The sequence below is a fragment of the Pseudomonas ovata genome (genome assembly GCF_003131185.1).
Classification (GTDB): Bacteria; Pseudomonadota; Gammaproteobacteria; order Pseudomonadales; family Pseudomonadaceae; genus Aquipseudomonas; species Aquipseudomonas ovata.
This window is the reverse complement of the sequence record NZ_QFFU01000003.1, coordinates 57,312-78,754: the sequence shown is the minus strand read 5'-3', so window position 1 is coordinate 78,754 and position 21,443 is coordinate 57,312. Positions and strand designations below refer to the sequence as shown.

At 62.5% G+C, this 21,443-nt stretch carries 15 protein-coding genes; 12 read left to right on the top strand and 3 right to left on the bottom strand.

Annotated features, from left to right (window positions below; genetic code table 11):
• Positions 1–20 precede the first annotated feature (20 nt).
• Positions 21–1,271, bottom strand: coding sequence for a 2-aminoadipate transaminase (locus tag DGA31_RS05680; protein WP_109511887.1), 1,251 nt, complete (start codon positions 1,269–1,271; stop codon positions 21–23).
• Between the two features lie 189 nt (positions 1,272–1,460).
• Entirely contained in the window at positions 1,461–2,360 is a 900-nt protein-coding gene (locus DGA31_RS05675) for a LysR family transcriptional regulator (protein ID WP_109511886.1), read from the bottom strand.
• A gap of 137 nt (positions 2,361–2,497) precedes the next feature.
• On the opposite strand from DGA31_RS05675, the gene amaB reads away from it, so the two are divergent.
• The 9 genes from amaB to DGA31_RS05630 all read left to right on the top strand — a co-directional run bounded on the left by amaB (position 2,498) and on the right by DGA31_RS05630 (position 16,146).
• Positions 2,498–3,988: an L-piperidine-6-carboxylate dehydrogenase gene (gene amaB / locus DGA31_RS05670; RefSeq protein WP_056838567.1), complete on the top strand. Its 1,491-nt coding sequence runs from the start codon at positions 2,498–2,500 to the stop codon at positions 3,986–3,988.
• Between the two features lie 168 nt (positions 3,989–4,156).
• Positions 4,157–5,449 (top strand): L-pipecolate oxidase, encoded by a 1,293-nt coding sequence (gene amaA / locus DGA31_RS05665; protein WP_109511885.1) that lies wholly within the window; start codon positions 4,157–4,159, stop codon positions 5,447–5,449.
• A 212-nt stretch (positions 5,450–5,661) separates the two neighbouring features.
• Complete coding sequence (locus DGA31_RS05660) at positions 5,662–7,050, top strand: amino acid permease (protein ID WP_109511884.1); 1,389 nt, start codon at positions 5,662–5,664, stop codon at positions 7,048–7,050.
• Between the two features lie 307 nt (positions 7,051–7,357).
• Positions 7,358–7,867 (top strand): sigma-70 family RNA polymerase sigma factor, encoded by a 510-nt coding sequence (locus tag DGA31_RS05655; protein ID WP_056838572.1) that lies wholly within the window; start codon positions 7,358–7,360, stop codon positions 7,865–7,867.
• Between the two features lie 10 nt (positions 7,868–7,877).
• A complete protein-coding gene (locus DGA31_RS05650) occupies positions 7,878–8,822 on the top strand; it encodes a FecR domain-containing protein (RefSeq protein WP_241509531.1) in 945 nt (314 codons plus the stop codon).
• A 125-nt stretch (positions 8,823–8,947) separates the two neighbouring features.
• Positions 8,948–11,407 (top strand): TonB-dependent siderophore receptor, encoded by a 2,460-nt coding sequence (locus DGA31_RS05645; protein ID WP_109511883.1) that lies wholly within the window; start codon positions 8,948–8,950, stop codon positions 11,405–11,407.
• Positions 11,408–11,920: 513 nt separating this feature from the next.
• On the top strand, positions 11,921–13,153 hold the full coding sequence (locus DGA31_RS05640; protein ID WP_109511882.1) for a transaldolase family protein: 1,233 nt from the start codon (positions 11,921–11,923) through the stop codon (positions 13,151–13,153).
• A 144-nt stretch (positions 13,154–13,297) separates the two neighbouring features.
• Positions 13,298–13,912 (top strand): biliverdin-producing heme oxygenase, encoded by a 615-nt coding sequence (locus DGA31_RS05635; protein ID WP_109511881.1) that lies wholly within the window; start codon positions 13,298–13,300, stop codon positions 13,910–13,912.
• Positions 13,909–16,146: an ATP-binding protein gene (locus DGA31_RS05630; RefSeq protein ID WP_109511880.1), complete on the top strand. Its 2,238-nt coding sequence runs from the start codon at positions 13,909–13,911 to the stop codon at positions 16,144–16,146. Before DGA31_RS05635 ends, DGA31_RS05630 begins: the two co-directional genes overlap by 4 nt.
• A gap of 108 nt (positions 16,147–16,254) precedes the next feature.
• Here the strand turns inward: DGA31_RS05630 and DGA31_RS05625 are convergent, their stop codons facing one another.
• Positions 16,255–17,742: an aldehyde dehydrogenase family protein gene (locus DGA31_RS05625; protein ID WP_109512049.1), complete on the bottom strand. Its 1,488-nt coding sequence runs from the start codon at positions 17,740–17,742 to the stop codon at positions 16,255–16,257.
• 303 nt (positions 17,743–18,045) lie between these two features.
• Between DGA31_RS05625 and DGA31_RS05620 the strand changes: the two genes are divergently transcribed.
• The 3 genes from DGA31_RS05620 (at position 18,046) to DGA31_RS30460 (ending at position 21,399) form a co-directional block, all read left to right on the top strand.
• Positions 18,046–19,215: a p-hydroxyphenylacetate 3-hydroxylase oxygenase component gene (locus DGA31_RS05620; RefSeq protein WP_109512048.1), complete on the top strand. Its 1,170-nt coding sequence runs from the start codon at positions 18,046–18,048 to the stop codon at positions 19,213–19,215.
• 75 nt (positions 19,216–19,290) lie between these two features.
• A complete protein-coding gene (locus tag DGA31_RS05615) occupies positions 19,291–20,250 on the top strand; it encodes a p-hydroxyphenylacetate 3-hydroxylase reductase component (protein WP_109511879.1) in 960 nt (319 codons plus the stop codon).
• Positions 20,251–20,412: 162 nt separating this feature from the next.
• Positions 20,413–21,399, top strand: a complete 987-nt coding sequence (locus DGA31_RS30460) for a methyl-accepting chemotaxis protein (protein ID WP_109511878.1) — start codon at positions 20,413–20,415, stop codon at positions 21,397–21,399.
• The last annotated feature ends 44 nt before the right edge of the window (positions 21,400–21,443 follow it).

Below are 21,443 nucleotides of genomic sequence, written 5' to 3'. Positions count from 1 at the left end.
GGTCAGTCAACGGGGGCTTGTCAGTTCAGTTCGGCCAGGCAGCGCTCGAAGATGTCCAGGCCTTCTTCAAGAATTGCCAGCTCCGTGGTCAGCGGTGGCAGCAGGCGGATGATGTGTCGCGCCTTGCCGCTGGGCATCAGCAACAGCCCGGCCTCGCGGGCGGCACCCAGCAATTGCGCCAGTTGCGCAGTGCCCGGTGCGCCTTCGGGCGTCGCCAGTTCGATGCCACGCATGCAGCCCACACCGGTCAGACGTCCCAGGTAAGGCGAAAGCCCGTTTTCCTGCCAGGTGTGGTAGCGATTGACGATAGCCTGTTCCTGGCGCTGGCCCCATAAGGCCAGGTTTTCGTCAGTCATCTGTGCCAGCGAGGCCAGGCCCGCCGCACAGGCAATCGGGTTGCCGGAATAGGTGCCACCCAGCCCGCCCTTGGGCAGGGTGTCGAGCAAGGCGCGGCGTCCGACCACCGCACCCAATGGAATGCCGCCAGCGATGCTCTTGCCCAGCAGGATCAGGTCCGGCTCGATGCCCAGGCGAGAAAAGGCGAAGCGCTGGCCGGTACGACCGAAACCGGACTGGATTTCATCGGCGATCAACAGAATGCCGTGGGCATCGCACAAGGTGCGCAAGGCCACGGCGAATGCCGGTTCCAGCGCCAGAAAGCCGCCTTCGCCTTGCACCGGCTCAATGATGAAGCAGCCGATTTCATTGACATCGATCTCGACACTGAACAAGCGGTCGATGGCCTTGAGGGCCTGCTCGCAGGTGACACCGGTGTCCTGGCTCGGGTACGGCACATGAAACACCGGGCCGGGCAGCACGCCGATGCGCTGTTTATAAGGCGCGACCTTGCCATTGAGATTCAGGGTCGCCAGGGTACGGCCATGAAAACCGCCGTCGAAGGCAATCACGCCGGTGCGGCCGGTCACGCCACGGACGATTTTCAGCGCATTTTCGGCCGCTTCCGCGCCACTGTTGGTGAGCATGCCGCTGAGCGGGTAGCTCACGGGCATGAACGCCTCCAGCCGATCCATGAACCGGATATACGGATCGTGCGGCACGGCATTGAAGGCATAGTGCGTCAGTTTGCCGGCCTGGTCCTGGATGGCCCTGACCACGTCCGGGTTGCAGTGCCCCAGGTTCAGTACGCCAATGCCACCCATGAAGTCGATGTAGCGCTTGCCGGCGGTATCCCAGACTTCGGCATTGCGGCCGTGGGAGAGGGTCAGCGGGTGCACCGCCGAGATCGACTGGCTGATGTTCTCGCGGCTCATGGCATGAACCTCGTGAGCGCAATGTGGGTAGAACATGAAGCGGGGGCATGCGGCATGCCGGCGTGCGAAGACATGGTTCATCCTGGCTGTTGGACGTTTTCTCTATCTAAGCGAACAACCGGCCGGCCCCGCAAACGAAATAAAATCGCTGTGTCATTCCAATAATTCGGGAAGTCGCCGATGCCTGCCTCATGACGTACCGGCGTTGACCTTGTGCCGGATCCAGTCCACGAATGCCTTGACCTTGGGCACCTGGGCGGCATGTTCGGCGTGTGCCAGAAAATGCGAACCGTCGCTTTGCAACGGATGATTCCAGGCAATGACCAGCTTGCCCTCGGCCAGCTCTTCATTGACCAGATAACGTGGCACCAGCGCGATGCCGCACCCGGCCTGCGCGGCGCGGATGCACATGTAGAAAGTGTCGAAGCGCGGGCCATGGTAGCTGTTCTGCGAATGCAGGTTCTGCTCCAGAAACCATTCGTGCCAGGCCTCGGGGCGCGAGGTGCATTGCAGCAGCAAGTGTCCGGTCAAGGCCTCGGCGCTCTCGAACACATGGCGGGCCATGATCTCCGGGGCGCAGACCGGCACCACCTGTTCCTTGAACAGCTCGATGCAGGTGGCGCCGGGCCAGGTGCCCTGGCCGAAAAAGAACGCCACGTCAGCCTTGGCCCGCACCAGGTCGAACGGCTCCAGCTCGCTGCGGATGTCCAGGTGGATGCCGGGATTGTGGCTGCTGAAGCCCTTGAGGTTGGGCACCAGCCAGCGGTCGCCGAAGGTCGGCTGGGTGGCGATTTTCAAGACTTCGGTCTCGCCACCGTAAGTCAGGATGTAGCGGCTGGACATGTCGACCTGGATGAGGATCTTGTTCACCTCGGCCATGTACAGCTCGCCGGCCGGGGTCAGGTGCAGGCGCCGGCGAATGCGCTGGAACAACGGATGGCAGAGCATTTCTTCGAGCTGCGCGACCTGTTTGCTGACCGCGCTCTGGGTCAGGTGCAATTCCTGCGCGGCGCGGGTGAAGCTCAGATGCCGGGCCGCTGCCTCGAAACATTGCAGGGCGGTGGTGGAGGGCATCAGACGCTTGGACATCGGTGGGTTCCTGCTAAGGTAGAACATTCCAAAACGGAATCATGTTTTTCTAAATCGTCGTTTGTGACGATGGCGGGTGTGGATCAATACTGACCGACATCAATGCTTTCAACCAGTGTCAACGCAGGAGAATCAACGTGGTTGCCAAATTGTTAGAAAGTCTGGGCGTGGATAAAAGTGCCTACACGGGCGGCAATCATGCCGTCTTCACTCCCATCGATGGCAGCCAGATCGCTTCCGTCACCCTCGAAAGCAAAGAGCAGGTCGCCGCCCGTGTGCAGCGCGCCCACGACGCCTTCCTGAAGTGGCGCAGTGTGCCGGCCCCTCGTCGTGGCGAGCTGGTGCGCATCCTGGGCGAGGTGCTGCGTGAGCACAAAGCCGAGCTGGGCGAGCTGGTGTCGATCGAGGCCGGCAAGATCACTCAGGAAGGCCTGGGCGAAGTGCAGGAAATGATCGACATCTGTGACTTCGCCGTCGGCCTGTCGCGCCAGTTGTACGGCCTGACCATCGCCTCCGAGCGTCCAGGCCACCACATGCGTGAAACCTGGCACCCGCTGGGCGTGGTCGGCGTGATCAGTGCCTTCAACTTTCCGGTGGCCGTCTGGGCCTGGAACACCGCACTGGCACTGGTGGCCGGTAACGCCGTGCTGTGGAAACCGTCGGAAAAGACCCCGCTGACGGCCCTGGCCTCCCAGGCGCTGTTCGACAAGGCGCTGAAAATCTTCGGCGATGCGCCCGAAGGCCTGGCGCAACTGATCATCGGCGACCGTGAAGCCGGCGAAGTGCTGGTCGACGACCCGCGCGTGCCGCTGGTCAGCGCCACCGGCAGCACCCGCATGGGCCGTGAAGTCGGCCCGCGTGTGGCCGCCCGTTTTGGCCGCAGCATCCTCGAACTGGGTGGCAACAACGCCATGATCCTGGCGCCGAGCGCCGACCTGGACCTGGCCGTACGCGGCATCCTGTTCAGCGCCGTCGGCACCGCCGGCCAGCGTTGCACCACCTTGCGCCGCCTGATCGTGCACCGTTCGATCAAGGACGAAGTGGTGGCCCGCGTCAAGGCCGCCTACGCCAAGGTGCGCATCGGTGACCCGCGTGAAGGCAACCTGATCGGCCCGCTGATCGACAAGCAGGCCTTCAGTGCCATGCAGGATGCGCTGACCAAGGCCCGCGACGAAGGCGGCCAGGTGTTCGGCGGCGAGCGGCAACTGGCCGAGCAATTCCCCAACGGTTACTACGTCAGCCCGGCCATTGCCGAGATGCCAGGCCAGAGTGCTGTGGTACGCCACGAAACCTTCGCGCCGATTCTGTATGTGCTGGCCTACGACGAGTTCGAAGACGCCCTGCGCCTGAACAACGAAGTGCCGCAAGGCCTGTCGTCGTGCATCTTCACCACCGACGTGCGTGAAGCCGAAGCCTTCCAGAGCTCGGCCGGCAGCGACTGCGGCATTGCCAACGTCAACATCGGCACCAGCGGTGCGGAAATCGGTGGCGCTTTTGGCGGCGAGAAAGAAACCGGCGGCGGTCGCGAGTCCGGCTCCGATGCCTGGAAAGGCTACATGCGTCGCCAGACCAACACCGTCAACTATTCCCGCGAGCTGCCACTGGCCCAGGGCATTGTGTTTGATTGATCGGCTGGCAAGCGGTCTGACGTAGGAGCGCGCTCTGCCCGCGACCGGCTGCGCAGCAGTCGTAGATTTTCAGCGTTTTCGAGATTTCTGCGAGCGCTTCGCACTCGGTCGCGGACAGAGCGCGCTCCTACCTGTCTTTTATTCTGGCCATTGCCGGGGAGTTCTTGCATGGCGCAATTTCGTCAAGGGTGTCTCTGGGAACAGTTGACCCCACAGCGCCCGATCCATCCGCCATTGACAGGCGAGCGCAGCGCCGACGTCTGCATCATCGGCGCCGGCTTTACCGGCCTGTCGGCCGCCTTGCAGTTGCTTGAAGGCGGCAAGTCGGTGTGTATCGTCGAGGCGCATCAGGTCGGCCATGGCGGTTCGGGGCGCAATGTCGGGTTGGTCAATGCCGGCACCTGGGTCGCCCCCGACGACCTGGACAAAGCCTTGGGCAGTGCCGAGGCCACGCGCCTCAACACGGCCCTGGGGGCGGCGCCGTCGCTGGTGTTCTCGACCATCGACAAGTACGCCATCGACTGCCAGGACACCCGCACCGGGACCTTGCACATGGCGCACAACGCCAAGGGGCTGGACGATCTGCGCAGCCGTGTCGAACAGTGGCAGCGCCGGGGCGCGCCGGTCGAATTGCTGACCGGCAAGACCTGCGAAGACGCCTGCGGCACCGATAAAATCGCCGGTGCCGTGCTCGACCACCGTGCGGGCACTGTCAACCCGATGGCTTATGTCTCGGGGCTGGCGCTCAACGTGGTGAAAAAGGGCGGCGAGCTGTATGGCGATTCGCCGGTCAACGGCTTGCGTCGCACGGGCGATGGCTGGCAGGTGACCACCGAGCGCGGCAGTGTGCGTGCCGAAAAGGTCATCATCGCCTCCAATGCCTATACCGAAGGGGAATGGACCGACATCAAGAGCCACATCTTTGCCGGTTACTACTACCAGGTGGCATCGACCCCGCTGCAGGGTGCCGAACAGGCCGGCATTCTCAAGGGCGGCCAGGGGTCATGGGACACCCGCACGGTGCTGAGCAGCATCCGTCGCGATGTGGACGGGCGCCTGGTGCTGGGTAGCCTGGGCAATGCCGGCAATTACCCACTGTGGTTCATTCGCCAGTGGGCCGACCGCATCCAGCAGCATTACTTCCCGCAACTGGGCAACAAGGTCGAGTGGGAGTGCACCTGGACCGGGCGCATCGGCTTTACCCCCGACCATTTGCTGCGGCTGTTCGAGCCAGCGCCGGGGCTGTTGGCCGCCACCGGTTTCAACGGGCGTGGCGTGACCACCGGCACCCTGGTGGGCAAGTGCTTTGCCGACTACCTGTTGGGCGACAACGATGCCAGGGCCTTGCCCGTGTCGTTCACCACCGGTAAGGCGGCGGCAGGCAACTCGTTGCGCAGCCTGGCGTATGAGGCTGGCTTTTCGCTGTACCACGCCGGCCAATGCCTGCGCGTAGTGCTTTGATCAGGCGCGCCGGCTAAAACAACAATAAGGCTTCATTTCATCCGCTGATGTCCGCCTGCGTGCCGGCGCCAGCCCTCGATGCAATAAGCAGGCTTGTCCTATCGGCGAGCCTGCCTTCAAGCCCATCACAGTGCTGATTCAGCATTACGTCGCCTTGTGGCGCGGCGCGGTCTCGGCTGCGTGCAATTGGGCGTCCACGTTGAGAGAACACCATGACTACCGACAAGAAAAACGAGCACCGCTCACTCAAGCACGGCCTGACTTCGCGTCAGGTGTCAATGATTTCGATTGCCGGCATCATTGGCGCCGGGCTGTTCATCGGTTCGTCCAATGCCATCGCCACGGCCGGCCCCGCGATCCTGATTTCCTACCTGATCGCCGGCACTCTGGTGCTGCTGGTCATGCGCATGCTGGGTGAAATGGCCATCGCCAATCCCAACAGCGGTTCTTTCTCTACCTACGCAGGCCAGGCCATCGGGCCATGGGCCGGCTTTACCATCGGCTGGTTGTACTGGTGGTTCTGGGTGCTGATCATTCCGGTCGAAGCCATTGCCGGCGCCGACATCCTGCACGCCTGGATGCCCGCCGTGCCTTCCTGGCTGTTCGCCTTCCTGATCATGATCGTGCTGGCCGGTACCAATCTGGTCAGCGTGAAGAACTTCGGTGAGTTTGAGTACTGGTTCGCGCTGGTCAAGGTCATCGCCATCCTGGCCTTCATTGGCGTGTGCAGCGCGGCGGTGCTGGGCTTCTGGCCACTGGCCGAAGTCTCTGGCGTGCAGCATCTGTGGCAGAGCGGTGGCTTCATGCCCAATGGCTTTGGTGCCGTGCTGGGCGGCGTGCTGGTCACGATCTTCTCGTTCTTCGGGGCCGAGATCGTCACCATTGCCGCTGACGAAACGGCCAACCCCAAGGAAAAGATCCGTCGCGCCACCAACCTGGTGGTGTACCGCATCGCGATTTTCTACATCTTTTCGATTTTCTTCATCGTTTCGCTGGTGGCCTGGAACGACCCGCAACTGCTCAAGGTCGGCTCGTTCCAGCGCGTACTGGAAGTGCTCAACGTGCCTGGCGCCAAGCTGATGGTCGACATCGTGGTGTTCGTGGCGGTGACCAGTTGCATGAACTCGGGCCTGTATACCGCCTCGCGCATGCTGTATTCACTGGCCGCGCGCGGCGAGGCGCCTGATGCGGTACGTCGCGTTTCGGGCAATGGCGTGCCGACCGTGGCGGTGGTGCTGTCGACCCTGGCAGGTTTTGTCGGTTGCTTCGTGAACTATGCCTTTCCGGGTCAGGTGTTCGGTTTCCTGTTGTCCACCACCGGGGCGATTGCCTTGCTGGTGTACCTGGTGATTGCCGTTTCGCAACTGCGCATGCGCGCCATCATGGAACGCCAGGGCACCGAGATTGCCTTCAGGATGTGGTTGTTTCCGTGGCTGACCTGGCTGGTCATCGGCCTGATCACCCTGGTGCTGGGCTATATGCTGATCAGCCCGAGCTACCGCTATGAAACCCTGCTGACGGCTGCGGTGACAGGCGCCATCCTGTTGATCGCCTTTGCCCGCCGCAAGCCCGCAGTGAATATCTACGCACAGCAACGCTAGTAGGAGCGCGCTCTGCCGGAATGCCGGACCACCGCGACCGAGTGCGTAGCGCTCGTAAAATCTGCGAAACGCCACAGATTTATGGCTGTGAACACTTTAAAATCTGCGAAACGCCACAGATTTACGGCTATGAACACTTTAAAATCTGCGAAACGCCACAATTTTACGACTGCTAACGCAGCCGGTCGCGGGCAGAGCGCGCTCCTACAGCACGCGTCAGGGCTGTAGGGGTTGTCTGATCACAGGCGGTTGCAAAATGCTGTACACGTATCTGATAATCACTTTCATTCCCATCGAATGAAGTCCCATGACTGTCGATTCTCCTTCCTTGCGCTGTGCCGTCAACGACCTGTACATCGAGCACCACGGTTGGCTGCAAGGCTGGTTGCGCCAGCGCCTGGGCAATCGCAGCGATGCGGCGGACCTGGCACAGGACACCTTCGTGCGTCTGCTCAAGGCGCGCACGGCGCTGGAAGTGCGCGAGCCACGTCATTATCTGTCGACCATTGCCCGTGGGCTGCTGATCGACCTGTTCCGCCGACGTGCCCTGGAACAGAGTTACCTGGAGTGGCTGGCCAGCGTGCCGCCGGGCGAGCAGCCGTCGCTGGAAGACCAGGCCATCATTGTCGAGAGCCTGATCGAGATCGACCGCATGCTTGACGGCCTGGGTGGCAAGGTCAAGCAGACCTTCCTGCTGGCGCAGTTCGACGGCCTGACCTACCCGGTCATTGCCGAGCGCCTGGGTATTTCGGTGCGCACCGTCAACAACCACATGGCCAAGGCGATGGAGCATTGTTGCCTGATGCAGTTTTCATGATGGCGCCGACGTGAGCCCTTCCGGCCCCGAGCGCGAAGCCATTCGCATGGCCGCGCACTGGTATGCGCGGCTGGCCAGTGGCGAAGACAGCGAGCATGACCGCGAGGGCTGGCAACGCTGGCATGATGCCGACCCGCTGCACCGGCAAGCCTGGCAACGGGTCGAGTCAGTCAGTTCGCAATTTGCCCGGGTGCCCGGCCAGGTCGCGGCGCCCGTGCTACGCGGCGGCCAGTCGCGTCGCCAGGTGCTGCGCAGCGTGGTGCTGCTGGCCGCTGCCGGCGGCCTGGGCATTGCCGGCTGGCGCAGCGACACCGGGGCCGCCTTGCTCGCCCAGTACCGTACCGCTGTGGGCGAGCAGCGCGACCTGCAACTGGCCGACGGCAGCGTCATCAAGCTCAATACCGACACCGCGCTGGATGTCGACTTCAATGCCCGGCAGCGGCAGTTGACCCTGCGTGCCGGCGAAATCCTGGTCAATGCCTCCCCCGATTCATTGGGCCGGCCGCTGTGGGTGCAAACCCCCTATGGTCGCGTGCAGGCGCAGGACACTCGCCTGACCGTGCGCGTGCTCGGGCACGGCGCGCAGGTCTCGGTGCTGCGCAACAGTGCCGAGGTGCACCTGCCCGATAGCGGCCCGGCGCAATCGCTGCAGGCGGGCCAGCAGGTGCAGTTCGACCGCGAACATATCGAGGCCGTGCGGCCCAATACGCCGGCCACGGCTGCCTGGCAGCACGGCAGCCTGCTGGCCATCGAACAACCCTTGGGCGAGCTGCTGGCCGAGCTGAGCCGCTACCGGCGTGGCTGGTTGCGCTGCGATCCGGCCGTGGCCGGACTCAAGGTGTCGGGTGCCTTTCCGCTGGCCAATACCGACATCGCCCTGGCGGCGCTGGAAAGCGGCCTGGGCCTGAAAGTGGTGCGCCATACCGCCTTGTGGGTAACCGTCAGCCGCGCCTGACAGAGGCTGTTTTCGCAACAGGGCAAGCGTGCGCAAATAAAAATGCATCGTCTTTGCATTAATCGGGTGTCCCGTTCGGCTAACCCCTCGATACCGGTCATTACATACCCGAGGGGAGGGGACACATGACACCTTGCAAGCCCAAATACAGCGTGTTGAGCACGGCCATTCGCGTTTGCCTGTTCGGCCTGGGGGCTGTCTGCCTGATGCCATCGTTGCAGACGGTGGCCGCCGAAACCGCGAGCGAAAGCCGTGTGCGCAGCTATGACATTGCCAGCGGCAGCCTGACCGAAGTGCTCAGCCGCTTTGCCGTCGAGGCCGGGGCGGCCATCTCGTTCGATGCCGCGCAATTGCAGGGGCGTCAGTCGCCGGGCTTGCGTGGCAGCTACAGCCTCCATGAAGGCTTTGCCACGCTGCTGGCCGGCAGCAACTTTCAGGTGGTGGCGCAGGGTAACGGCAGTTATGTGCTGATCGCCAGGCCCGAGGCACTGGCTGACGGCGCCATCGAACTGGGCGCCATCAGTGTGACCGGCAGCGGTCTGGGCAGCGTGACCGAGAACTCAGGCTCCTATACCACCGGTGCCGTGAGCATCGGCAAGTCGCCGCAGACCCTGCGCCGTACCCCGCAATCGGTCACGGTGCTGACCAGCCAGCGCTTGCAGGATCAAGGCCTGACCAACCTGACCACAGTGCTGGAGCAGACGCCGGGCGTGGTCGTCGATTATGTCGACAGTGAACGGGTTACCTATTATTCGCGCGGCTACCAGATCGACGCGATCCAGTACGATGGCGCGACAGTGGTGCAGGGCAGTGGTGGCGGCTCATTCATCCAGAGCGACTCGGCCATCATCGACCACGTTGAGGTGCTGCGTGGCGCCACCGGCATGCTGCGCGGTTCGGGCAACCCGTCCGGCACGGTCAATATGGTGCGCAAGCGCCCGACACGCGAGTTCCAGGGTTCGGCCAGCGTCACCGCCGGTTCCTGGGATGCCCAGCGTTATGTACTGGATGTGTCCGGCCCGCTGGCCGCCGAAGGTGCCCTGCGTGGCCGGATGATCGCGGTGCACGATGACCGCGACCTGTTTCAGGACAGCCGTATGGAGCGCAAGAACGTGCTCTACGGCTCGCTGGCTGCCGACCTCGGCGAGCGCACCACCCTGACCACTGGCATCGAGTACACCGAGCTGGACGCCACCGGCGCCTGGGGCGGGTTGCCGGCGGATTTCAGCGGCCAGCCGCTGGAGCTGTCGCGCAGCACCTACCTGGGGGCCGACTGGAACCGCTGGAACCGCAGCAACCTGCAGACTTTTGTCGAGCTCGAGCATCTGTTCGATAACGACTGGGCACTGAAACTGTCCGGCACGCGCACGCATTTTCGCCTGGATAATAATGGCTTCAAACAGACTTTTATCGAGCGTGCCAGTACCACCAACCCTTACCTGATGAACATGCAAGTGACCGAGGGCGATGGTGGTGAAAGCGAGCAGACCAATCTCAGCGCCACGCTTAACGGTCCATTCGATCTGTTCGGTCGCCAGCATGAACTGATGCTGGGCCTCGAACGTATTCGCAATGATTCCACCGCCTCGGCCACCAATCGGGTCGTAGGTGTCTTGAGTGACTTCGATATCCGTAACTGGGACCCCAAGGCGATTGCCGAGCCTGCCATCAACATCACCGCCCGCCCGGTCATGACCCGCACCACCCAGGAAGGCGCCCACGCCACCTGGCGCCTCTCGCTGGCCGAGCCATTGACCGCCATCCTCGGTGCGCGCATGAACTGGTGGAAGTACGACCAGTCGACCACCGCCACCGGCGACTACAGCGTCAACCAGGAAATCGTCCCGTACGCGGCGCTGATCTATGACCTCAACGACAATTTCAGCACCTACGCCAGCTACACCGAGATCTTCAACCCGCAAAGCGCCACGGACGCGGCCGGTTCGGTGCTGGAGCCGATCACCGGTGAGGCCTATGAAATGGGCATCAAGGGCGAGTTCTATGAGGGGCGCCTGAACACTTCGCTGGCGCTGTTCCGCATCAATCAGGTGGGCAAGGCACTCGACGACATCAACAGCCCCAACCCGTGCCCGCCGTTCTACGCCTCCGGCTACTGCCAGACGGCCAGCGGCAAGAGCCGCAGCGACGGTTTTGAGATCGAAGTGTCCGGTGAGGTCCTGCCCGGCTGGCAGGTGTCCGGTGGCTACACCTACACCAGCACCGAATACCTCAAGGACACGATCAGCAATACCGGTAACGTGCTGCGCTCCACCGACCCCAAGCGCATGCTCAAGCTGTTTACCAGCTATCGCCTGCCTGGCGCCTGGTCGGACCTTACCGTCGGTGGCGGGGTGCGGGCGCAGAGCGATATCTACTCGCGCAGCGGCAATGCCCTGGCCACCCAGAGCGGCTATGCGGTATACAGCGCCATGGCCAACTATCGCCTCAATGACCATTATTCCGTGCAGCTCAATGCCAATAACCTGTTCGACAAGGCCTATTACAAGAAGATTGGCACGACGGCCACCAGTTATTACTGGGGCGAACCGCGCAGCCTGGAAGTGACCGTACGCGGCACGTTCTGATCCCGGGTTATAACGATCTGTGTAATAAAAGGGATGTTCCCTCAAATGAGGGGGCATCCTTTTTTTGTCAGTCAGGGAAAAGGTTATTTGAGGGGGTTGCAGTTGTTCAATGCTGTCATAAAAATGAAGTATTAAAATAATCGATAAATTCAGGCCGTTTGTGCGACGAGAAAGTGCCGCCCAATGGTTTGACAGTTGAATAATGCTGCTACATTCTAACGCCCGTTGACAGGCTATTTAAGCCCTCTAGTGCACCGGCTCTGGCGCACTTGAAGCATGTGTTGGCCGGTGACCAAGGCCATTGGCGGGTGCGTACATCCGTGGTGGCAGCATCCTCGTTGCGTGGCCCATTCTTATAATAATTACAGTGCGTCAAGGGTGCGCTGGCGGTGCGTTTTCGTGACCGCAGGAAACCCTGTTTAATCTGTATTAATCCGCTGCCAGGTTCGCTTATAAGCATTCGGGGCACAGGCCCTGAACCATTCAAACTATCACTTTGTTAGGGCAGGATGCATGGAATCGCATAGCCTGATGCACGACTTCAACCGTCGGCGTTGCCAGTCATATTATTGGTGGGAGGGCGCACCGGCGTCTTACCCGGTGTTCAAGGCGCGGATGCTCAAGGACTACCCGCAAGCCCATCACCGCATCGAGACGCTTCTGCCTGTGGGATTTGCCTCGGCCGAGGCGGGTATCGGTGGCGCGATCACGACCCTGGCTTCGATCAATACCTATCTCAATTCCAATCTGCAGCACTGGGCGCGTCGTGCCCGACCCTGGAGTCAGTTACTGACGCCGGCCCCGCTGCATCGAACGCTCTATGAAGCCGCCTTGCGCGAAAGCGCCGAATTGCTGTTCGACGCCTGGCAGGCCAGTGAGGCGGTGCGTGGCTGGGTGGCCGTGGAGATCGAGCCGAGTGAGTATCACAGCGCCGCTGGCACGCTCAGGCGCGCGCGCGAGCTGGCCAACCTGATGCCCAATATCATGGTCAGCGTGCCACTCAGCGAAATGGGGTGTGAGGTCATCGAAGAATTGGTCGCCACCGGTCATGCGGTCAATGCCAGCCTGTGTTTCAGCGTGGCACAACTGCGGGCGGGGCTGGCGGCCATTCGGCGCGGGCGCCAACGAGCCTTGAGCCAGGGCGTCTGCCTCAAGCGTACCCGGCATCTGATCAGCGTCATCTATACCGGTTTGATGGCTCACCCTGAATTCAAGATGCAGGCCGCGCAGTTTGGCATTGAACTGTCGGCCACCGAACAGCGCTGGGCCGAGGTTGCCCTGTATCGGGCCTTGAGCGGTGCCATGCTTGGCTACAGCGAGGCCACCTGGCTGATGGTTCCGGGCCTGGCGCCGGATCCGCAGGGCGCTTTGGCCAGAGGCTGGCCGGCCCAGGGCAGTGTCCAGGAGCCTGTGCTCTACAGCGCCGACGATCGTCAGATCGAGGCACTCATCCGCGTCAGTAGTGACGCACCGTCGAGTGAGGATCAAGACCTTGCGGCCGTACCGGTCGACATCATGCAGCGTTTGTTGCGTATCCCGGCCTTTCGCCAGGTCTGGGGCGCTGACAGCCTGGCCAGTGCCTGCTTTGCCCGGCATCCGGTTTTTCTACAGAACATTGCGCAAAGTTTGCGTGCCTATACCAGGCTACTGGGGGTTGCCCGGCAAGTGAGCCCGCCATCGTATAGCCCCGTGCTTTCATCGAACGAACCTTTCCAGACCGGTGCCTGCCTCAGAAAAAGTGGCTGAAACATGCCCTTTGGTCGCCGACAGCCCTTGATTGTGTTTATTACGCAATGAAATGGCTGTTGGCAATGGCTTTGCGCCTGTATGTTGAGGCGCTTTGATCGCTGGGATGCGTTTTGCGGTCCAACCCTCTGAGAGCCTTACCGGATGTCGGCAACGCCTATTCGCCTGGACTCGCCCAGAATGCTTGATGCACTCAGGGCGCAGACAGGCCATTTGCACACCCGGCTGGAAAAGCGCATGCCGTTTTTCTCGCCCGGCATGAATCACGCGCTGTATGTCCGCCTGATTCAAGCCTATTACGGTTTCTACCAGCCGCTGGAAGCGGCGCTCATGGACTGCATGTGCGCGCCGTCCGGGCTCGACCTGGCCCTGCGCCTGAAGGCCCCGACCCTGCAGCGCGACCTTCAAGCCCTGGGCCATGACGTCCACTCGTTCGCGCAATGGCCTGTGTGCCAGGACTTGCCGTGTATCGACAGTCCCGGCGCGTGCCTGGGGGTGCTGTATGTACTGGAAGGGGCGACCCTGGGCGGCCAGGTCTTGCGTCGGCAGATGCACGTCACTCTGGGGCTGGATGAGCACACAGGCGCTGCGTTCATGAACGTCTACGGTGCCGAGACCGGTCGACGCTGGAAGGCCTTTCTGGCGCTGCTGGACGAGCAGCCGGCAGACCCTGCCTTGCATCAGGCCGCCGCCCAGGCCGCGTGTGCCACGTTCAACTGTTTCGAGCAATGGCTTGAACGTCAGGGAGTCCTGTCATGAGCCCTCACGATCCGGCACTCTTCAAGCAGTTACTGGCCAACTGTGCCAGCGAGCCGATTCAATATCCCGGGGCCATCCAGCCCCACGGTGTGCTGTTGACGCTGAGCGAGCCGGGCCTTGAGCTGTTGCAGGTCAGCGCCAACATCGAACCCCTGTTCGGCGTGCAACCGGCGCAGGTGCTGGGCCAGCCCCTGGCCTGCCTGCTGGGTCCGGTACAGGCGGCCAGCATTGCCGAGGCTTGCACCGCCGAGTCATTCGCCGATGCCTCGCCCTTGCGGGTCAGTATCCAGGGCCACGCCTTCGAAGCCTTGCTGCATCGTCACCAGGGTGTGCTGGTGCTGGAACTCGAGCGCCAGGACCTGCCGGCCATGCCGGTCGACGACAAGGCCACGAGCCGCAACCTGGGGCGCATTCTGCGTAACCTGCAGGCCGCACAAAGCCTGCCGGCCTTGTATGAAGCCTGCGTGCACGAGATTCAGCGGCTCACCGGTTACGATCGGGTGCTGATCTACCGCTTCGAAGCGCAAGGTCACGGCCAGGTGATTGCCGAAGCGTCTTCGCCGGCCATGGAACTGTACAACGGCCTGTTTTTTCCGGCCTCCGACATTCCCGAGCAGGCGCGTGAACTGTACCGGCGCAACTGGTTGCGGATCATTCCCGACGCCGACTACACGGCGGTCGAGCTGGTGCCGTCGCTGCGTCCCGACACCGGCCAGCCGCTGGACATGAGCTTTGCCACGCTGCGCAGCGTGTCGCCGGTGCATTGCGAGTACATGCGCAACATGGGCGTGCGTTCGTCCATGAGTGTGTCGCTGCTCAAGGGCGACCGGCTGTGGGGGTTGATTACCTGCGGCCACCGTACGCCGCTGTATGTGCCACCTGAACTGCGCAGCGCCTGTCAGACCCTGGGGCAGGTGCTGTCGTTGCAGATCAGTGCCATGGAGGCGCTGGAAGTCAGCCGCCAGCGTGAAACCAAGTTGCAGACCCTGGCGCGGCTCAATGCCTTGATGGTCAATGCGCAAGACACGGTGTTCGAAGGCTTGAGTGCAGAGCCGCAAACGTTGATGGACATGGTCGATGCCAGCGGCGTGGCGATCATCGAGGGCACGACCTTGCACCGATATGGCAAGTGCCCCGAGCCCGGGCAGATCCATGCCTTGCACGCCTGGCTGCGGGCGCAGGGCGAGCCGGTGTTCGCCAGCCATCATCTGTCCAGCGTGTATGCACCGGCCGCCGATTACCAGAAAGAGGCCAGCGGTGTATTGGCCATGAGCCTGCCCAAGCCGGTGGATAACGGGGTCTTGTGGTTTCGTCGGGAGGTCAAGGAAAGCATTCCGTGGAGCGGCAACCCGGAAAAGCCGCTGGACATGAGTGATGCCGAAGGCACGCCGCGCCTGCGGCCACGCACCTCGTTCGAAATCTGGAAGGTCGAGGTGGCCGGCATTGCCGCGCCGTGGAGTCATGGTGACCTGTTCGCTGCCCAGGACCTGCGCCGTTCGGCCCTGGAAAACGATCTGGCTCGTCAGGTCTTGCGTGAACAGCAGGCTGTCCGGGCCCGCGATGACTTGGTCGCGGTGGTTTCCCATGACTTGCGCAGCCCCATGACCGTGATTTCCATGCTTTGCGGCATGATGCAAAAGTCGTTCAGCTCTGAAGGGCCGCACACTTCAAGACGCATCGCTTCGGCACTCGACACCATGCAACAGGCGGCCAGCCGCATGAATGTGCTGCTCGAAGACTTGCTCGACACCTCGAAGATCGAAGCCGGTCGCTACACCATCACCCCCAGGCACCTGGAGGTCAGTCAGATTCTCGATGAGGCTTATACGCTGCTGTCGCCCCTGGCGCTGGACAAGGCTGTCGAACTGGTGTTCATGCCGTGCCTGGACCTCAGGGTCAATGCCGACCCGGAGCGTCTGTTCCAGGTGTTGTCGAACCTGATCGGCAATGCCATCAAGTTCAGCCCCAAGCAGGGCCGTATCACCGTCACAGCCGAGCCGTGCGGCAGCGATATTGCCTTCAGTGTGCGCGACAGTGGCGAAGGGATTGCCCCTGAGCAACTGCCGCACATTTTTGATCGGTACTGGACGCTCAAGGACAACAACCCCAGTGGCACCGGCCTTGGACTGTACATCTCCCAGGGCATTATCAAGGCTCATGGTGGGGTGCTGACGGCCGAAAGCGAAGTGGGACAGGGCAGCGAGTTTCGTTTCACCGTCCCGAGGGTGCTGTAGGACCGGCTTTAGCCGGGAAGGGCGCACCACACGCCTGTGCCATGCCCTTTACGGCCAAAGCGGTTCACCGCCCGGTCGCTCCTGCCAAGGCGCTACAGCACGTCTCGATCAGTAGCGGATCATCACCGATTTGAGCTCGGTGTAATCATCGATGAACGCCTCGCCGAACTCACGGCCGATACCTGAGGCTTTGATGCCGCCAAACGGCACGGCCGGGTCGAGCAGGGTGTGCATGTTGACCCACACGGTGCCGGCTTCGATGCGTGGCACCATGCGCATGGCCTTGCCCAGGTCGTTGGTCCACAGGCTGGCGCTCAGCCCGTAAGGGGTGTTGTTCATCAGGGCCAGCATTTCCTCCTCGTCGTCATATGGCAGGAAGGTGGCGATGGGGCCGAAGGTTTCTTCGTTGAGCAGACTGTCGTTCACCGAGTTGGCCAGGATCACGGTCGGCTCGACATAGAACCCCTCACGCTCGATCAGCCGGCCGCCATGCACGATGGTGCAGTGTTCGGCGCGCGCCTTGTCAAAGAACGCGCCCAGTTTCTGTTGGTGGACACGATTGGTGACCGGTCCGAACTCGGTGCTTTCATCCAGCGGCGAGCCGATCTTCAAGGCCTTGAGGCGCAGCGACAGCTTGTCCATCAGTTCATCGATACGGTGACGCGGCGCAAAGAAGCGCTCGGCTGCTGCACAGATCTGCCCCGAATGCAGGAAACCGGCTTCAATGGCGCCGTTGACCGCCTTGTCGATGTCCACATCGGCCAGGAAACCTACCGAGTTCTTGCCGCCCAGCTCCAGCGTGGCACGGGTCAGGTTGGCGCCAAAGGCCGTCTTGCCCACTGCGATGCCGGTCGGTACAGAGCCGGTGAACGACACCTTGTCGGTGCCCGAGTGTTCGATCAGCGCCTGGCCGACCTTGCCCATGCCGGTTACCACGTTCAGCGCGCCGGCCGGCAGCCCGGCCTGCATGCCCAGTTCAGCGATGCGCAGGATGGTCAGCGGGGTGAACTCGCTCGGCTTGATGATCACGCTGCAGCCGGTGGTCAGCGCCGAGGCCAGTTTCCAGATGGCGATCATGGTCGAGAAGTTCCACGGCACGATGCCGACGACCACGCCGATCGGCTGGCGCAGGGTGTAGGCGGTGTACTGCTCACCGTTGAATGATGGCAATGACGGGGTGATGGTCTGCCCGGTGATCTTGGTCGCCCAGCCGGCGAAATAGCGCAGGAAATTGGCGGCCATGCCGACTTCGAAGGCCCGCGAGATCTGAATGATCTTGCCCGATTGCAGGGTCTCGATCTGCGCCAGCTCTTCGCCATGCTGCTCCATCAGGTCGGCCAGCTTGTGCAGTACGCTGCTGCGCACCGCCGGTGCTGTCTGTGACCAGGTCTTGAAACCCTGGCGCGCCGAGGCCACCGCCGCGTCGATGTCCTCGCTGTTGGCATTGCTGACCCGCGAGATGACCTGGGCGTTGGCCGGGCTGACCACGTCGATTTTCTCGCTGCCGTGCGCAGCAACGTGGCGGCCATCGATGAACAGGCCATGGTCACGGTCCAGAAAGGCCTGGACCTGGGGAAGCAGTTGAATATCGGACATGCAATGTACCTCGGGCAGCAGCGGCGGCAGAAAGGGAAAGTCGCAGGCGTTCAGGGTACTTTTCGGCTGGCCGGCAATCTTGATCGTCCCTGACCCGGGCTTGTCTCTGCCTGCCAGATGGAAGCAGGCCAATGCAGGGACGCACGCTATGAAAAGTGCAATCTTCCATGTGGAAGGTGCATTTTCCACGGCGTGGGCGACGCCCATACTGAAGTCGTGTTCGGGTGGCAGGGCAATACCTTCAAGGTGATGCCCGATGCGCCAGCCCGCAAAGCGTTTTCCAATAATAAGCAGAGCCCCCTCATGAAAAAGCCCAATCCGCTGCTCGAAGACCTGCGTGCAATCCTGCCAGCCATCGCGGCCAATGCCGCCCAGGCCGAGAAGGACCGCCAGGTGCCTGACGAGAACATCGCCATGCTCAAGCGCATCGGCCTGCACCGTGCCTTCCAGCCGCGCCATTACGGTGGCCTGGAGATTTCCCTGCCACAGTTCGGTGATTGCATCGCCCTGCTGGCCGGCGCCTGTGCCAGCACCGCCTGGGCCATGAGCCTGCTGTGCACCCACAGTCACCAACTGGCCATGTTCTCGTCCCGCCTGCAGGATGAAGTCTGGGGCGAAGATCGCGACGCCACCGCCAGCAGCAGCGTGGCGCCGTTCGGCCGCACCGAAGAGACCGAGGGCGGCGTGATGTTCAGCGGCGAGATGGGCTGGAGCAGCGGCAGCGACCATGCCGAGTGGGCCATCGTCGGTTTTCGGCGCAAGAACGCCGAAGGCACCCAGGACTACTGCTTCGCTGTATTGCCGCGCAGCGACTATGAGATTCGTGATGACTGGTACGCCGCCGGCATGAAGGGCAGCGGCACCAAGACCTTGATCATCGACAACGTATTCGTGCCCGAGTACCGCATCGAGAAAGCCAAGGACATGATGGAAGGCAAGTCCGCAGGTTTTGGCCTGTACCCGGACAGCAAGATCTTCTATTCGCCGTACCGCCCGTATTTCGCCAGTGGCTTTTCGACCATCAGCCTGGGCGTTGCCGAGCGCATGCTGGTGGCCTTCCGCGAAAAGACCCAGAACCGTGTGCGCGCCTACACCGGTGCCTCGGTGGGCGCCGCCACGCCTGCGCTGATGCGCCTGGCCGAGTCGACCCATCAGGTGGCGGCTGCACGGGCTTTTCTGGAAAAGACCTGGGAGGAACATGCTGACCATAGCGAGCGTCACCAGTACCCGGCGCGTGAAACCCTGGCCTTCTGGCGCACCAACCAGGCCTACGCGGTCAAGATGTGCATCCAGGCCGTGGACCGCCTGTTCGAAGCCGCCGGCGGCACCGCCTGGTACGAAAGCAACGAGATGCAGCGCTTGTTCCGCGACGTGCACATGACCGGCGCGCACGCCTACACCGACTATGACGTCTGTGCGCAGATTCTGGGTCGTGAACTGATGGGCCTGGAGCCCGATCCGTCGCTGGCCTGATCCGCGGCGTCCTCCCTTCATTCTCATAAAAATCGTCAGCAGGGCAGCGTGTCGAGCGCTGCCCGGGAGTCTTGCATGTCCGAATCAGCCACTGCTGCACCTGCCGCCAACAACCCGCTGGACGGCCGCGCGTTTCGCCGTGCCCTGGGCAACTTCGCCACCGGCGTCACGGTGATCACCGCCGCCACCGAAGCCGGCCAGAAGGTCGGCGTCACCGCCAACAGTTTCAACTCGGTGTCGCTGGACCCGCCGTTGATCCTCTGGAGCCTGGACAAGCGCTCTACCAGCCATGAAGTGTTCGCCGAGGCCTCGCACTTTGCGGTGAACATCCTGGCGGCCGACCAGATTGATGTGTCGAACAATTTTGCCCGACCCAAGGACGACCGCTTTGCCGGTATCGAGCATGAGCCGGGTGTGGGCGGCTCGCCCTTGCTGGCTGACTGTTCGGCGCGTTTCGACTGCGAGAAATACCAGCAGATCGACGGCGGCGATCACTGGATCCTGATCGGCAAGGTGGTGGCCTTCGACGACTTTGGCCGCTCGCCCTTGCTGTATCACCAGGGTGCCTACTCGATGGTGCTGCCGCACACGCGGATGACCAAAAGAGAAGAAGGCCAGCCACCGAGCAGCCACTTCCAGGGCCGCCTGCAGCACAACCTGTATTACCTGATGACCCAGGCGCTGCGGGCCTATCAGGCCGGTTACCAGCCGCGCCAGTTGTCCACCGGGTTGCGCACCAGTGAGGCGCGCATGCTGATGGTGCTGGAAAACGATGCAGGGCTGGCCCTGAGCGAACTGCAACGCGAAGTGGCAATGCCGGTCCGCGAAATCGACGAGGCCGTGGCCAACCTGCGACGCAAGGGGCTGGTGTGCGACCGCGACGAGCGCGTGTGCCTGACGCCCAAGGGCGTGGACGAGACCGAGGGGCTGTGGAGCATTGCCCGCGAACAGCAAGACAAGGTGTTCAGCCAGTTCAGTCAGGCGCAGATCGACACCTTCAAGCACGTCTTGCAGGCGGTGATCCGCAACGGCTGAAGGGCCTGCCGTGATTGACCCAAGACCCTGACCCTGTGTCGGGGTCTTGCCTATCCGCCACTTTGGCAGGGCGATGCAAGCAGGTTGGCAGCCATGCACATGCACGCGGGGGGCGATCCGGGATCAGATTGGCGTTGAAGTCTTTATGTCCGGAGTGCACCGATGTTTTTCAAGAACACTACGTGGGTTGATGAGCTCCGGCGGGTGCTGCAACGCATCGCCGCCGGTCAGCCGGTGGGTGAGGTGCAGGGGACGACCTTGCAGCGTTTTCCGGCCGTGCTTGATGATCTGGCGCAACTGGCTGATCAGCACGCTGGCTTGCGCGAGCGGGTCGGCCAGGAAGCTGCCGGGCAGGCCGCACTGCAGGCACAATTGTGCAGCGAGCATGAGGCGCGCCAGGCGCTGGAGTCCGAACACTTGTGTCTGCAACAGCAGGTTCAGGCCTTGCAGGACGAAAATCGTCAATTGCACGAGCGCGTGCAGGCGGCTCAGCAAGAGCAGCGGGCCTGGACCTTGTTGCAATCGACCATGACCGAAGGCTTCTGGGACATTCGGGTTGCCAATGGCCGCATCGACGATCCGGCGAGCCTGATGCGCATCTCCGACCCGTTTCGCACCTTGATGGGCTATGCCCCGCACGAACTGCCCGACGGCTGGGACACTCAGGTCAATATCTCGCACCCCGACGACCTGCCGGGTGTCATGGCCATCTTCGAGCGTGAAATCGTCGCCCCCGGCGGCAGCGGCGAGTACGTGTTCGAATTTCGCATGCGCCACAAGAGCCGCGGCTATATCTGGTGCCGCGAGCGTGGCCGGGCTATCCGTGACGAGCGCGGTGTGCTGCAACGGGTGATGGGCGCGGTGCGCGACATCAGCGACGAACGCTCGGCCAAGGCCAGTCATGCACAGATGCTGGAGCACAACGACGCCACCTACGGGCAGATATCCACGGTGGTCGGCGTCATCAAGGGTATTGCCGACCAGACCAACCTGCTGGCCCTGAATGCTGCCATCGAGGCGGCGCGTGCCGGGGATGTGGGGCGAGGTTTTGCGGTGGTGGCCGATGAGGTCAAGAAACTCGCCGAAAGCACCCGGCATGCGACCCAGCAGATTCAGACGATGCTGGTGCATAAGAAAAGGGCACCCTGACCTGGGTAGGGGATCATTCGCCATCTTGGTACGCGGCAAATGGC

What these genes read in the sequence shown, in the direction of transcription:
- DGA31_RS05680 (WP_109511887.1), bottom strand. Translation starts at nt 1,271, where the DNA reads ATGAGCCGCGAGAACATCAGCCAGTCGATCTCGGCGGTGCACCCGCTG.
- DGA31_RS05675 (WP_109511886.1), bottom strand. Translation starts at nt 2,360, where the DNA reads ATGTCCAAGCGTCTGATGCCCTCCACCACCGCCCTGCAATGTTTCGAG.
- amaA (WP_109511885.1), top strand. Translation starts at nt 4,157, where the DNA reads ATGGCGCAATTTCGTCAAGGGTGTCTCTGGGAACAGTTGACCCCACAG.
- DGA31_RS05660 (WP_109511884.1), top strand. Translation starts at nt 5,662, where the DNA reads ATGACTACCGACAAGAAAAACGAGCACCGCTCACTCAAGCACGGCCTG.
- DGA31_RS05655 (WP_056838572.1), top strand. Translation starts at nt 7,358, where the DNA reads ATGACTGTCGATTCTCCTTCCTTGCGCTGTGCCGTCAACGACCTGTAC.
- DGA31_RS05645 (WP_109511883.1), top strand. Translation starts at nt 8,948, where the DNA reads ATGACACCTTGCAAGCCCAAATACAGCGTGTTGAGCACGGCCATTCGC.
- DGA31_RS05640 (WP_109511882.1), top strand. Translation starts at nt 11,921, where the DNA reads ATGGAATCGCATAGCCTGATGCACGACTTCAACCGTCGGCGTTGCCAG.
- DGA31_RS05635 (WP_109511881.1), top strand. Translation starts at nt 13,298, where the DNA reads ATGTCGGCAACGCCTATTCGCCTGGACTCGCCCAGAATGCTTGATGCA.
- DGA31_RS05630 (WP_109511880.1), top strand. Translation starts at nt 13,909, where the DNA reads ATGAGCCCTCACGATCCGGCACTCTTCAAGCAGTTACTGGCCAACTGT.
- DGA31_RS05625 (WP_109512049.1), bottom strand. Translation starts at nt 17,742, where the DNA reads ATGTCCGATATTCAACTGCTTCCCCAGGTCCAGGCCTTTCTGGACCGT.
- DGA31_RS05620 (WP_109512048.1), top strand. Translation starts at nt 18,046, where the DNA reads ATGAAAAAGCCCAATCCGCTGCTCGAAGACCTGCGTGCAATCCTGCCA.
- DGA31_RS05615 (WP_109511879.1), top strand. Translation starts at nt 19,291, where the DNA reads ATGTCCGAATCAGCCACTGCTGCACCTGCCGCCAACAACCCGCTGGAC.
- DGA31_RS30460 (WP_109511878.1), top strand. Translation starts at nt 20,413, where the DNA reads ATGTTTTTCAAGAACACTACGTGGGTTGATGAGCTCCGGCGGGTGCTG.